Source organism: Clostridium sp. 1001283B150225_161107_B6 (assembly GCF_015556325.1).
Lineage (GTDB): Bacteria > Bacillota > Clostridia > Lachnospirales > Lachnospiraceae > Enterocloster.
In genome coordinates this window covers 252,485-266,335 of the sequence record NZ_JADNMD010000003.1, presented here as the reverse complement: position 1 = coordinate 266,335, position 13,851 = coordinate 252,485, and the positions used below count along the sequence as shown (strand labels likewise).

Below are 13,851 nucleotides of genomic sequence, written 5' to 3'. Positions count from 1 at the left end.
ATAAAAGATGGATATGGTAACATTTGTCAAAAACATTTAATTTCAGACAAAGATATGTTATAATTTGCACTATAATGGGGGAAGGGGGGAACCTATGCAGTACTATGCGCATATCAGTGACGACAAGGTACGCAAGCAGACCGTGAAGGAACATCTGACAGGGACAGCCAGGCTGTCCGGATTGTTTGCAGAGGCATTCCGATGCGGAGAATGGGGGTATGGATGCGGAATCCTGCACGATATAGGGAAATATTCCCAGGGATTCAGAAAGCGTCTGGAGGGCGGTTCCATGATAGACCATGCCACGGCAGGGGCCCAGGAGATGATGCGTTTGTATGCCAGGTCCAATCCGCTGGCTGCTTATTGTACCGCTTATTGTATCAGCGGCCATCATTCGGGCTTGCTGGACGGGGGAAGGACCGGTGACACAGCAGGGGAGGCCACGCTTCAGGGAAGGCTTAAGAAGCAGCTGGAGGATTACAGCCCATACAAAGATGAAATTGCGCTGCCGGATTTTCCAGGGCTGCCCCTGAGACAGATAGGCAGGGGTGGCTTCAGTCTGTCATTCTTTATCAGGATGCTGTTTTCATGCCTTGTGGATGCAGATTATCAGGATACGGAACATTTCATGCTGGGACATGATGGGGGAAGGGGCGGCCATGATGATATGGACGTACTTCTCAGCCGTCTGGAGAGCCATATTGGGCCGTGGCTTTCCAATGATGATTTGGCGACTGTAAACGGGAGAAGAACGGCTATCCTAAAGGCATGCCTGCAGGCTGGCAGCAAGGGACAGGGGCTGTACCAGCTCACCGTACCTACCGGCGGAGGCAAGACGGTATCCTCCCTTGCCTTTGCCCTGCGTCATGCAGCGGAACATGGCCTGAGCCGGATTATTTATGTCATTCCGTATACGAGCATAATAGAACAAAATGCCCAGGTGTTTAAGGAAATCCTGGGAAGGAACAATGTTCTGGAAAACCATTGTAATGTAACATATGAAGACAAAGACAGTGAAAAGGAATTGAAATTGGAACAGATGGCAGCGGAGAACTGGGATAAACCGGTGGTGGTCACTACCAATGTCCGTTTTTTTGAATCGCTCTATGCCTGCAGGACCTCCGGATGCCGTAAGCTGCATAATATAGCCAACAGTGTCATCATATTTGATGAGGCCCAGATGCTGCCGGCAAAATATCTGATGCCCTGCCTTCGGGCTATCAGCGAGCTTATCTGTAATTATCACTGTACGGCTGTTATCTGTACGGCCACCCAGCCATCTCTTCAGCCCTTCTTTCCGCCGAAGATACAGGAACTGCAGGCGGTGGAGATATGCCCGGATGTAAAGGGACAGTATGACTTTTTTAAAAGAACAAAGATACACCTGGCAGGTCAGATATCCCAGGACCACCTGGTGAGCCGGCTGGAGGGGCATCAGCAGGTCCTGTGTATCCTGAACAGCAGAAAGCGTGTGCAGCGCATTTACGAATCCATACAAGGAGAGGGGACGTACCATTTATCCACACTGATGTACCCGAAACACAGAAAGGTGCTGCTGAGAGAGATACGGAACCGCCTGTTATCAGGAGAGCCGTGCCGGCTTATTTCCACCAGTCTGGTGGAAGCAGGGGTGGATTTTGATTTCCCGGCCGTGTACAGGGAGCTGGCTGGAATTGACAGTGTGATTCAGGCTGCCGGAAGGTGCAACCGGGAAGGAAGGAGAAAGCCGGAGGAATGCATGACGGAGATATTTACTCTGGAGGAAGAGGAGGATATCCATATACCCCGGGAATTGAAACTGCCTATTTCAGTTGCAGGACAGATTGTACATAAATACGGGGATATATCATCACCTGAGGCCATAGGCGAATACTTTACCAGACTGTACCGGTATAAGGGGGAGGGATTGGATGCAAAGGATGTGGTGGAGCAGTTTGAACAGGGAAGCCGTTCTTTTATGTTTCCATTTGCATCGGTGGCATCCGGGTTCCGTCTGATTGAGAGCAATACCAGGACCATTTTGATTGATATAGAACCGGAGGCAGTGCAGATTGCCATGCAAATCCGAAGGGGAGAGCATAGCAGACAGCTTATCAGGCAGGCGGGACAGTACTGTGTAAATGTCTATGAAAATGATTTTGAGGCGCTGAACGGAGCAGGCCGTCTTGAACAGATAGACCAGGAATTTTATGTCCTGAGGAATAAGGAACAGTATACAGCCGAGAAAGGGCTTGTAATTGACGTAAGCCGCGGTGATGCCGTCATGTTCTGAGTTAGAGTCCCTTATAGGAAAAGGCGTATGCCGGAGAGGAGTGAAGTGATGAGTCGAGGAGTACGGGTCCGGATGTGGGGAGATTATGCCCTTTTCAGCCGCCCTGAGATGAAAGTGGAACGGTGCAGCTATGATGTGATGACGCCTTCCGCGGCCAGGGGGATGCTGGAGGCGGTCTACTGGCATCCGGGGATGCGTTGGGTGGTTGACAAAATCTATGTGAGAAAACCGATTCAGTTTACCAGCATCCGCAGGAATGAGGTAAAGAGCAAGGTATTGGCAGGAAACGTGCTGTCCGCCATAAATGGGGGAGGAAAACCGCTGTACATAAGCAGCAGGGAGGAAATCGTACAGAGGGCCGCCATTCTTCTGCGGGATGTGGAATATGTGGTTGAGGCCCATTTTGAGATGACCCCTAAGGCAACTCCCGGGGATAACGAGGGCAAGTTTAAAGATATCATCATGCGCCGTCTGCGGCGGGGAGAGTGTTATCACAGGCCGTATTTTGGCTGCCGGGAGTTCCCTGCCCGGTTTGCTCTCTATGAAGAGGAGGATGTGGATACTGCATATGAGGGAACGGAAAAGGATTTGGGGTATATGCTGTATGATTTTGATTATTCAGATACAGAGGACATAAAACCCATGTTTTTCAGGGCTGTTATGAAGGATGGTGTTCTGGATGTGAGGAATTGTGAGGTGGTGCGATGATTCTCCAGGCGCTTGTTGAATATTATGAAGCTCTTGAACAGAAGGGGAAGATAACCAGTCCGGGCTGGTGCAGGGCCAAGGCTGCGTACGGCCTGGATATTTCAAGGCAGGGGGAGCTTAAGGCTGTCATTCCCCTTAAGCAGGAGCAGCAGAGAGGTAAAAAGACAGTCATGGTACCGCAAAACCTTACGGTACCTCAGATGGTTTCCCGTTCTTCCGGCGTATCAGCCAATTTCCTGTGCGACCATTCCGGTTATATGCTGGGAATCGATAATAAGGGGAAGCCGGAGCGGTCCAGGGAATGTTTTGAGTGTGCCAGAAAGCGGCATCAGGACATCCTTGGGAATATCAGCAGTCCTGCAGCCGTGGCGGTGTGCCGTTTTTTTGACTGCTGGGCGCCGGACCAGGCAGCAGATAATCCATGTCTTATGCCGGAACTGGAGGAGATAATATCTGGATGTAATCTGGTGTTCCTGGTGGAGGGAGAGTACGCCCATGAGGACCCGGATATAAGACAGGCATGGGAAGCGTACAGCAGACAGTCCGGTACCGGACCTGTGGGTGTCTGCCTTGTAACGGGGCGCAGGGAGGAAATCGCCAGGATTCACGGCACCATCAAAGGCGTACAGGGAGCCCAGTCCAGCGGGGCTGCGCTGGTTTCCTTTAATGCGCCGGCCTTTGAATCCTACGGAAAGGAGCAGAGCTTTAATGCACCGGTGGGAACATACGCGGCCTACGCCTATACCACGGCGCTCAATTATCTCCTTGCAGACCGGACGCACGGGACAACCATTGGTGATACGGCTGTGGTCTACTGGTCCGAGGACGGTGACGACCTATACCAGAATATATTTGCATCTGTGTCGGAGCCTTCCATGGAAAACCAGGAAATTGTGGATGGGGTATTCAAGAATCTGGCAGAGGGAAAAGCGGTTGTGGCCCAGGATGTCCTGGACAGTCTGGATATGGGCAGGAAATTCTATATACTAGGGCTGGCGCCCAATGCAGCCAGGCTTGCAGTGCGTTTTTTCTATCAGGACAGCTTTGGAAATATATTAAAGCATATCAAAGAACACTATGACAGGATGGCGATTGTACGGCCCGCAGCCGATGCCTTGGAGTACCTGGGGATGTGGCGTATGCTGCAGGAGACTGTCAATAAAAAGTCCAGGGACAAAAAGCCGGTTCCCAGTATGTCCGGGGCTGTGTACCGGGCAATCATATCCGGCAGCCCTTATCCGGCATCCCTGTATCAGGCCGTGCTTGGAAGAATACGGGCAGAGCAGGATGACGGGGACAGCCGGATTTATAAGATAACCAGGGGCAGGGCTGCCATTATCAAGGCATATCTGCTGAAAAATGGAAATAACAGGGAGGAAATAACCATGGCGCTGAATGAAGACAGTAACAATACTGCGTATATCCTGGGAAGGGAGTTTGCTGTTCTGGAGGCAATCCAGGAGGATGCCAATCCAGGGATTAACGCCACCATAAAGGACAAGTATTTTAACTCTGCATGTGCAACTCCGGCAGCAATCTTTCCCATTTTATTTAAATTGAAAAACAGTCATATAAAGAAGATGAACAATGGGGCAAAGGAGGTATATTACGAAAAAATCCTGGTTGATTTACAGGGAAGGCTGAATGTCGCAGAGGGACAGAAGGCAGCCTGCCCAAAGCGGCTTACCCTGGAGGAGCAGGGAATGTTCATATTGGGATATTATCACCAGACTCAGAAGCGATATGAGAAGAAGATAAAGGAGGAGGCTTAAAATGGCAGAGGTAATTAAGAACAGGTATGAATTCGTGGTTTTATTTGATGTGGAGAACGGGAATCCAAATGGCGACCCGGATGCAGGCAATCTGCCGAGGATTGACCCGGAGAGCGGATACGGCATTGTGACGGATGTATGCCTGAAACGTAAGATAAGAAATTACGTTGAAACCCTGAAGGAAGACCAGCCTGGGTATAAGATATACATCCGGGAGGATGTACCGTTAAACAGAAGCGATAATACCGCGTACATAGAGCTGGGAACAGATGAAAAGGGAATCAAGGAACTGAAAAAGAAAGACCCTCTGGTAGACCAGAAAATCCGGGATTTCATGTGCCGAAACTTTTTTGATATCCGTACCTTTGGCGCGGTCATGACCACCTTTGTGAAAGCTGCGTTAAACTGCGGCCAGGTGCGGGGACCTGTTCAGCTGGGCTTTGCCAGAAGCATTGACCCAATTGTAAGCCAGGAAGTAACGATTACCCGTGTAGCCATTACCACGGAAAAAGATGCGGAAAATAAGAGCACAGAGATGGGAAGAAAGAATATTGTTCCCTATGCCCTGTACCGTGCAGAGGGGTACATATCAGCCAATCTGGCCAGAAAATCCACAGGCTTTTCAGAGGAGGATTTGGAACTTTTGTGGGATGCCATCATCAATATGTTTGAAATTGACCATTCTGCGGCCAGGGGAAAGATGGCGGTCCGCAGGCTCATTGTGTTTAAACACAGCAAGGAACTGGGAGACTGCCCTGCATATAAACTCTTTGATGCTGTGGAAGTGAAAAGGAATGAGGATGTGGAGTATCCCAGAAGATATGGGGATTATACGGTCGCAGTCCATATGGAGCAGATTCCGGAAACGGTTGAAGTCTCGGAGAAAATATAATGGATTTCAGGGAAGACGATTTCCTCATGCTATCCGGTATCCAGCATTTTTCCTTTTGCAGGCGCCAGTGGGCCCTTATACATATTGAACAGCAGTGGAAAGAAAATGAGCATACCATAGAAGGAGAACTGCTCCACAAAAAGGCCCATGACCCATATCTGACAGAAAAGCGCGGCGATGTGATTATAAGCAGGGCATTGCCTGTGTATTCCAGGATTATGGGCGTCAGCGGTGAGTGTGATATTGTGGAGTTTCACAGAACAGAGGATGGTATCAGGCTCCATGGGCACAGGGGAACGTTCCGCATATTTCCTGTGGAATATAAAAAGGGGAGTCCGAAGGAATCCGAGGCGGATATACTGCAGCTGACAGCCCAGGCCATGTGTCTGGAGGAAATGATGTCAGCCAGGATAGAAGCTGGTGCATTGTATTATGGAGAGATTCACCGAAGGACGGTGGTGGAGATAACAGATGAGCTGCGAAAACAGGTACGTGATATATTTCAGGAAATGCATGAACTTTATGACAAGGGATATACGCCAAAGGTCAGATGGTCAAAGAGCTGCAGCGCCTGTTCCATGAAAGATATATGCCTGCCGAAACTGGGAAAGGCATTATCCGTCAGGGACTATATCCGCGGGAAGATGGAGGAGGATGTATGAAGAAGTTATTAAACACGCTGTATGTTACATCTCCTGATAGTTATCTGTCGCTGGATGGGGAAAATGTGGTGATTTATGATAAAGAGACGGAGCTGGGGAGGATTCCTCTTCATAACCTGGAAGGAATTGTATCCTTTGGGTACAGGGGAATCAGTCCGGCTCTTATGGGGGGATGCGCGGAGCGGGACATATCACTCTGCGTCCTTTCGCCTCAGGGAAGATTTCTGGCCCGCGTGACCGGACGTGTACGGGGAAATGTTCTGCTGCGCAAAAAACAGTACCAGGTTTCCCAAAATCAGGATATAAGCCTTACAATATCCAGGAACTGTATTCTTGGAAAGGTATACAATGCCAGATGGATACTGGAAAGGGCTGTGAGGGACCATGGGCTGCAGATTGACACAGAGAAGGTAAAGGATGCAGCAGGATATTTAAAGCAATCCCTTAAGCGGATAGAGCAAAGCCGGGACATGGCTCAGCTGCGGGGTTATGAAGGTGAGGCTGCCAGTATTTACTTTGGAGTGTTTGACCAGCTCATATTACAGCAGAAGAAGGATTTTGCTTTCAATGGAAGGAATAAGCGTCCGCCTTTGGACAATGTGAATGCCATGCTGTCATTTGTATACACGCTCCTGACAAACACGGTTGCGTCGGCGTTGGAGACAGTTGGCCTGGACCCTTATGTGGGCTTCATGCACACTGACCGGCCTGGCCGCGTTTCGCTGGCACTGGACTTAATGGAGGAACTGAGACCGGTTCTGGCAGACCGTTTTGTATTAACCTTAATCAATCGAAAGATGGTAAACAAAAAGGATTTTTCCAGGAAAGAGGACGGGGCAGTCATCATGGCAGATGAAGCCAGAAAGATGCTATTGTCGGAATGGCAGAACAAGAAAAAAGAGATGATTACCCATCCGTACCTGAATGAGAAGGTGGAGTGGGGAATGATTCCTTTTGTTCAGGCCATGCTTCTGGCCAGATATCTGAGGGGTGATATTGATGAATATCCGCCGTTTTTCTGGAAATAGGGTGAAATAGGAAGGGGGCGCCGGAGGAGGAAGGCGTATGCTGGTATTAATTACATATGATGTGAACACGGAAACCGCTGCAGGCAAGGCCAGACTGAGAAAGGTTGCAAAGCAGTGCGTCAATTATGGTACCCGCGTTCAGAATTCCGTATTTGAATGTATTCTGGATAATGCCCAGCTGATAAAGCTAAAGGCAATTCTGACAGATATCATTGATGAACAGACGGACAGCCTTAGATTTTATAACTTAGGGAATAAACATAATACAAAGGTGGACCATGTTGGTGTTAGTAAGGGAATTAATGTGGAGGAACCATTGATTTTCTGATATGATGTGCAGGAGTTGAAACGGTAATAGGTGTTCCGGTGCGAACCTGAAGCAAACATGGATTTCCAGGGGGATTCGCACCAGAAAAATTGTATAATGAGGATGGCATTGTGAGGATTTAGGCATGTTTTCCGGGATTTGGAGGGGGTGTTGTATGACCTGTTTGTTGGAATTTAATAAGAAATGATAGGAGTTGTTGTGTATTATTGCTGTCTCCGCCTTCGCGGGTGGAGTGGATTGAAATCATCCATTTAATCTCTTCCTCTTGCTCTCTTATGTCTCCGCCTTCGCGGGTGGAGTGGATTGAAATGCCTCCACCTTGAAATCGTAACTAGAATAAGTTGTCTCCGCCTTCGCGGGTGGAGTGGATTGAAATGCTCACAGTTCCAGGCCATGTTGTGGTTTTGATGTCTCCGCCTTCGCGGGTGGAGTGGATTGAAATCCTCTTAATGTTGATAATATCAAGATTAAACGCGTCTCCGCCTTCGCGGGTGGAGTGGATTGAAATGATACGCTGTTATCAGCAAATGGGGTAGATACATCGTCTCCGCCTTCGCGGGTGGAGTGGATTGAAATCAGGTTTATATGATATTAAACCTGGCACTGAAATTGTCTCCGCCTTCGCGGGTGGAGTGGATTGAAATTCCAATCAACCTTGCGTCAGCTTCATTGTCTGCGTCTCCGCCTTCGCGGGTGGAGTGGATTGAAATAAATGGACACCAGTCCGTTGCACAAAGGACTGGGGTCTCCGCCTTCGCGGGTGGAGTGGATTGAAATGTTGGTCCGTGTGATATCGCACGGAGCTGGGAACGTCTCCGCCTTCGCGGGTGGAGTGGATTGAAATCGTAAAAGAACGAATCCTGTCCTGTCTGGCCGTGGTCTCCGCCTTCGCGGGTGGAGTGGATTGAAATAAGATGGGAAGATGAAATGGCATGTTTATATCGTCTCCGCCTTCGCGGGTGGAGTGGATTGAAATGTCACCCTCCATCCCGCATTGAGCCGTTTTCCATCGTCTCCGCCTTCGCGGGTGGAGTGGATTGAAATTTGACCCACCTGTCAAACGTCACGGATGCCTTATTGGTCTCCGCCTTCGCGGGTGGAGTGGATTGAAATTGGTGTTTGCATTAGTTTGCATTTCAGTGCAATGTCTCCGCCTTCGCGGGTGGAGTGGATTGAAATATAAATTGCACTGTTTACCACGCTACACCTGCTTTGTCTCCGCCTTCGCGGGTGGAGTGGATTGAAATAAAGCATCTGCACTAGATGTTAGTATGCAAATACGTCTCCGCCTTCGCGGGTGGAGTGGATTGAAATAGCGATAAGAAGGGGAGAAAATCCCAGGTCAATGGTCTCCGCCTTCGCGGGTGGAGTGGATTGAAATTCCATGGCAGCCTTTAAGGCGGCGCCTTCCGTGCTAGTCTCCGCCTTCGCGGGTGGAGTGGATTGAAATTCCGTCAAATTTGTGTCTTAGTGACCACGCTCTGTCTCCGCCTTCGCGGGTGGAGTGGATTGAAATGCAGCATTTATCTGACGTCTCAAATGGCGCGTTTAGTCTCCGCCTTCGCGGGTGGAGTGGATTGAAATATATTTACCAGAAGGAGGGAGAGCCCCCTTATTGTCTCCGCCTTCGCGGGTGGAGTGGATTGAAATAAAGCACTGGCTGTCCGGCCTTCTCAAATGCTCCGTCTCCGCCTTCGCGGGTGGAGTGGATTGAAATGTTGGTAAATTATCTAGTGCGGTTGCACGAATAGTCTCCGCCTTCGCGGGTGGAGTGGATTGAAATCAATAAGGGATGATGCACTGTTTCCCTACGAACGTCTCCGCCTTCGCGGGTGGAGTGGATTGAAATTACCTCCGGCAGACCGGCCACTGATGTTCCCAATGACGTCTCCGCCTTCGCGGGTGGAGTGGATTGAAATCCGTAACCTTAATTACAGGCAAGTACAGGATAGTCGTCTCCGCCTTCGTGGGTGGAGTGGATTGAAATTAACGAGTATAATTTCTCAGATGGTTCTGCAATTGTCTCCGCCTTCGCGGGTGGAGTGGATTGAAATCTCCATCCGATTCCAGGCGGCGGCAGGTTCATGGGTCTCCGCCTTCGCGGGTGGAGTGGATTGAAATTCTCCTTCCCTCTTACAGCCTTTGCCGCTCCTGCCGTCTCCGCCTTCGCGGGTGGAGTGGATTGAAATCTCCGTTTGATTTTAAAATGGGCGGGGTTTCCGGTCTCCGCCTTCGCGGGTGGAGTGGATTGAAATTGGTTCATGTAATCATCATAGGCAGGACCATTGGCGTCTCCGCCTTCGCGGGTGGAGTGGATTGAAATTTCGGTTGCGCTTCCTGCACCATAGCTTTTGCATCGTCTCCGCCTTCGCGGGTGGAGTGGATTGAAATCTGCTTGGTTGTCTCCCCATGCTAGCTGGTTTAGGCGTCTCCGCCTTCGCGGGTGGAGTGGATTGAAATGTCCATACGCAGATAGGACTGGATGTAGCCACATGTCTCCGCCCTCGCGGGTGGAATGTATTGCAATAGAACAGTACATAGCTGACCTTGCAGCATAGCGGAATAGAATTAATATATAAAAGAATAGTTATTTTAACTGTATTTTGTATACAGTGCACAGCGGATACTTCCGACTATAAATGCATAACAATAAGGTGGGGCAAGCCCCACCTCTGTTAATCTATAAAATGCTGCAAAAGAGTGCTGACAAAAACCCATATTTCAGCTGCCCCCCATTAGCCCTTCCACGCCCGAATTTCCCTAAGTCCAGGTACCAGCACTTTGGCGCTGGTTTCCAATATAATCCGTCCCTTTTCCGCAGTGGCGCCGGACGGATCTCCGCCGATTCCAATGGGTTTGCCGTCCGCTGTCTTCCAGTCCTCGGATACCCATCCAATGGATACATTCCCGTAAGGCTTCAGCGCTTGATTATCCTTAAATGCATGCGGGATGCCTGCTTCTGAAGTCTCCAGTTTTACCAGAGACGGGTCCACGGCCATGACCATGGAGGTTTCCATTTCGCCGCCATGAAAATCCCATATATTTCCTTCGGAGATGGTGGCTGTCACATCCGGATGACTAAAGGCCCCGGATGAGAGGATGAAGGGAGATATGCCGAATTCGCTGCGGAGTTCCCGGCTTAAGACCTGTACAATGGGGGCGTTTCCTCCGTGGCAAACCAGGAAGGCCAGCTTCTTAAACCCGTGATGGACCAGGCTTGTGCTGATATCATACAGCATATGGTAATAAGTATCCGGTTTAAACGTGACAGAGCCGCAGAAATTCCTGTGCTCCGTGCTGAGTCCTACGGGGATGACCGGAAATATCAGCATGGGAAAATCCGGGTCTTCTGCTTCCAATTCCCTGCGTATATAGTCCGTCATGGCTTCTGCAATGATATCGTCCGTGCCCAGCGGCGCCTGGTTGCCGTGCTGCTCCAACGCTCCCAGGGGAATCAGTATAATGGTCTCCTCCTTGTTGACCTGCTCCATTTCTAAACGGGTTAAATCCCGATAATTCCGAATCATGTGTATATACCTCCTGATTATTTTTGGTAAGCCGGTTATTCCTTATGCCGTTCTTACAGCGGGATAAACCGCCAGAAGACGGGTGTACAGCAGATATCCCACAAAGCAGTTGAGCCCCAGTTTAATCAGGTTAAAGGGGATGGTGGCCATGAAGATGAAGGTGGTCAGATCGCTGATGGCCGGATTCACTGCGGCTACCATAGTAATCACCTGGTTCAGAGGAAGCCCCATGGCCGCTGCATACAGGGGAAGGGTGATGAAGGCATTGCAGAAGCAGGCAAACAGAGTACGGATTGGAACACTGACAACCATGGATGCAATGGCTGCACGGCGGGTCTTTCCGCCTCTTTTGTAAACAGTCCATATGGGAATTACAAATAGTGCAACCCCTATCAAATTAGCAAATTCCCCTACATACATGGAATTGGTACCCACCGTGATGAGTTTAATTATGATTTTGATGATTTCCACCCAGGCTGCAGAGACAGGCCCCATGAGAAACAGGGCGATGATGGAGGGGACATCACTGAAGTCAATCTTGTAAAAGGGCGGCATCATGGGAACGGAAAATTCCAGGGACATGAGGGCGCCGGCAACCGCAGCCAGCATACCGGTGTAGATAAGTTTCTGAATACTCCATTTTGTTTTCATAGCAAAACCTCCTTGATAAATGCTTATTATACGGTGATTCAGCAATGAATGAAGTTCCAGGTAACAAAAAATCTCAGGTTCCGGGGAACCTGAGATTAACTTCATGGTCAATATAAATAAAAGGGAATGCCTGTTACTTATATGAACAAAATTGTCTTCTCTCATCCAGACTATACTGTCGGTTTTGGAATCACACCAAATCAGCCGCATGCAGCGGGTCGCGGACTATACCGCCGGTAGGGAATCACACCCTGCCCCGAAGAACCTATTCATTTGCTTTTCTCATTTAAAATTATCACAAATAACATTGGCTGTCAACAGCAAAAGATGCAGTTTTTTGTTGCTTTTTTTACGATTTTGTTGATAATAGATATAGACGCATTTTTAAGGCTGATTCTGGCATATGAAAGGCAGATTTGACAGGGGAATCGACTTCCGATATACTAGAATGAAATGTATCCCGTTTTTTGGCCTGTCTGCAGTTGGATTTTCCAGCTGGGGCGGATGGTTTGTAAAGGACAGGACCCTGGCGGGAAACCAATAAGGAGGTAAGTATGGATTGGCAGACACTGCTTTGCGACGACCGCATCCGCAGCTACAAGAAACAGTCCTCCACGGACCTGCGGACGGAGTTTGAGAAAGATTATCACCGGATTATTGGCAGTGCATCCTTCCGGCGCCTCCAGGATAAGACCCAGGTGTTTCCTCTGGACAGAAGCGATTTCATCCGTACCAGGCTGACCCATTCCCTGGAGGTTTCATCCCTGGCCAAGTCCCTGGGACAAAACATATCGGAGAGCATCCGTACGATTATCAGGGATGAAACGTTTACGCCTGAGCATAAGGCGGCGGTGTGTGATATTCTCCAGTGTGCCGGATTGATTCATGATATTGGGAATCCTCCCTTTGGCCACTTTGGGGAGACAGCCATCCAGGATTGGTTTAAGAAGAATCTTGAGCAGCTTACTTTTAAAGGGAGAAAGCTTTCAGAGATTCTAAAGCCCCAGATGGTACAGGACTTTTGCCATTTTGAGGGCAATACCCAGGCATTCAGGGTGGTGACCAGGCTCCATTTCCTGGTGGATGAGCATGGCATGAACTTGACAAAAGCGCTTCTGGGAACTATTATCAAGTATCCGGTATCTTCCCTGGAAATTAATAAGGACAGCGGCGATATCCGTACTAAGAAGATGGGATATTTCCATGGAGACAGGGAGAACTTCCGGGATGTGCAGGCGTCAACGGGAACATTGGGAAAAAGACATCCGCTGGCATTCATATTAGAAGCAGCAGATGATATTGCCTATAAGACAGCAGATATTGAGGATGCGGTTAAGAAGGGCTGCATTTCTTATGAACGCCTTTTGGCGGAGTTAAAGGGGTATAAGGCCGGAAACCAGACAGAGCACTATATCCAGATTGTGTCATGGCTGGAGGATAAGTATGAAAAGGCCGTGAGAAAGGAATATGACAGGCCGGACCAATATGCAGTGCAGAACTGGATTATCAGTGTCCAGGGCCAGATGATTTCAGGGGTTACGGAATGTTTTGCCGGCAACTATGATTCCATTATGGAAGGTACCTATACCTGCGACCTTTTTGCAGGCACGGATGTGGAGCTGCTGATGGAGGCGCTGGGAGATATCGCATTCCGGTATGCCTTTTGTACCAGACCTATCCTGAAGCTGGAGATAGCGGCACAGACAATATTCAACTTTCTTTTGGACCGGTTTGTTGACGCTGTGATACCCTACGATACGGACCTGCCCATGACCCAGGTACAGAAAAAGCTGGTTTCCCTTATATCGGACAATTATAAGATGATATATTCCCTCTGTGCCAGGGACAAGGACGATGAGGAACGGCTGTATCTGCGGCTGCTTCTGGTGACTGACTATATCTGCGGCATGACAGACACCTTTGCCAAGGATATGTATCAGGAGCTTAATGGAATCCGTTAGAAGGCAGGAGGCGTCTGAAACAGGTATTCCGGCAAGGACGCGGTTTAAAA

The 13,851-nt window shown here is 49.3% G+C and carries 11 protein-coding genes, 1 CRISPR repeat array and 1 riboswitch; of the genes, 9 read left to right on the top strand and 2 right to left on the bottom strand.

Features of this window, described 5'->3' with window-relative positions; translation table 11 throughout:
- The first annotated feature begins 94 nt into the window (after positions 1–94).
- The 7 genes from cas3 to cas2 are packed head-to-tail and all read left to right on the top strand — an operon-like array spanning position 95 to position 7,662.
- The gene (cas3, locus tag I2H39_RS09670; protein ID WP_195626325.1) at positions 95–2,272 is read left to right on the top strand and encodes a CRISPR-associated helicase Cas3'; all 2,178 of its coding nucleotides are present in this window, start codon (positions 95–97) and stop codon (positions 2,270–2,272) included.
- 48 nt (positions 2,273–2,320) lie between these two features.
- The gene (gene cas5c, locus I2H39_RS09665; RefSeq protein ID WP_138310857.1) at positions 2,321–2,980 is read left to right on the top strand and encodes a type I-C CRISPR-associated protein Cas5c; all 660 of its coding nucleotides are present in this window, start codon (positions 2,321–2,323) and stop codon (positions 2,978–2,980) included.
- Positions 2,977–4,752 carry a type I-C CRISPR-associated protein Cas8c/Csd1 gene (gene cas8c / locus I2H39_RS09660; protein ID WP_195626324.1) on the top strand — a complete coding sequence of 592 codons (1,776 nt, stop codon included), beginning with the start codon at positions 2,977–2,979 and terminating at the stop codon, positions 4,750–4,752. The genes cas5c and cas8c overlap by 4 nt, the downstream gene beginning before the upstream one ends.
- Position 4,753: 1 nt before the next feature.
- A complete protein-coding gene (cas7c, locus tag I2H39_RS09655; protein ID WP_195626323.1) occupies positions 4,754–5,644 on the top strand; it encodes a type I-C CRISPR-associated protein Cas7/Csd2 in 891 nt (296 codons plus the stop codon).
- On the top strand, positions 5,644–6,306 hold the full coding sequence (gene cas4, locus I2H39_RS09650) for a CRISPR-associated protein Cas4 (RefSeq protein ID WP_138310860.1): 663 nt from the start codon (positions 5,644–5,646) through the stop codon (positions 6,304–6,306). Before cas7c ends, cas4 begins: the two co-directional genes overlap by 1 nt.
- Positions 6,303–7,334 (top strand): type I-C CRISPR-associated endonuclease Cas1c, encoded by a 1,032-nt coding sequence (gene cas1c / locus I2H39_RS09645; RefSeq protein ID WP_195626322.1) that lies wholly within the window; start codon positions 6,303–6,305, stop codon positions 7,332–7,334. Before cas4 ends, cas1c begins: the two co-directional genes overlap by 4 nt.
- Positions 7,335–7,371: 37 nt before the next feature.
- Positions 7,372–7,662 carry a CRISPR-associated endonuclease Cas2 gene (cas2, locus tag I2H39_RS09640; protein ID WP_195626321.1) on the top strand — a complete coding sequence of 97 codons (291 nt, stop codon included), beginning with the start codon at positions 7,372–7,374 and terminating at the stop codon, positions 7,660–7,662.
- 211 nt (positions 7,663–7,873) lie between these two features.
- Positions 7,874–10,189: a CRISPR direct-repeat array (repeat unit 33 nt; unit sequence GTCTCCGCCTTCGCGGGTGGAGTGGATTGAAAT).
- A gap of 208 nt (positions 10,190–10,397) precedes the next feature.
- Here the strand turns inward: cas2 and I2H39_RS09635 are convergent.
- On the bottom strand, positions 10,398–11,189 hold the full coding sequence (locus I2H39_RS09635; RefSeq protein ID WP_195626320.1) for a creatininase family protein: 792 nt from the start codon (positions 11,187–11,189) through the stop codon (positions 10,398–10,400).
- Between the two features lie 42 nt (positions 11,190–11,231).
- On the bottom strand, positions 11,232–11,840 hold the full coding sequence (locus tag I2H39_RS09630) for an ECF transporter S component (protein ID WP_138310864.1): 609 nt from the start codon (positions 11,838–11,840) through the stop codon (positions 11,232–11,234).
- Between the two features lie 149 nt (positions 11,841–11,989).
- A riboswitch (FMN riboswitch) is annotated at positions 11,990–12,108 on the bottom strand.
- A gap of 135 nt (positions 12,109–12,243) precedes the next feature.
- Between I2H39_RS09630 and I2H39_RS09625 the strand changes: the two genes are divergently transcribed.
- Positions 12,244–12,384, top strand: a complete 141-nt coding sequence (locus I2H39_RS09625) for a hypothetical protein (protein WP_195626319.1) — start codon at positions 12,244–12,246, stop codon at positions 12,382–12,384.
- A 10-nt stretch (positions 12,385–12,394) separates the two neighbouring features.
- Complete coding sequence (locus tag I2H39_RS09620) at positions 12,395–13,801, top strand: deoxyguanosinetriphosphate triphosphohydrolase (protein WP_195626318.1); 1,407 nt, start codon at positions 12,395–12,397, stop codon at positions 13,799–13,801.
- Positions 13,802–13,851: the final 50 nt, after the last annotated feature.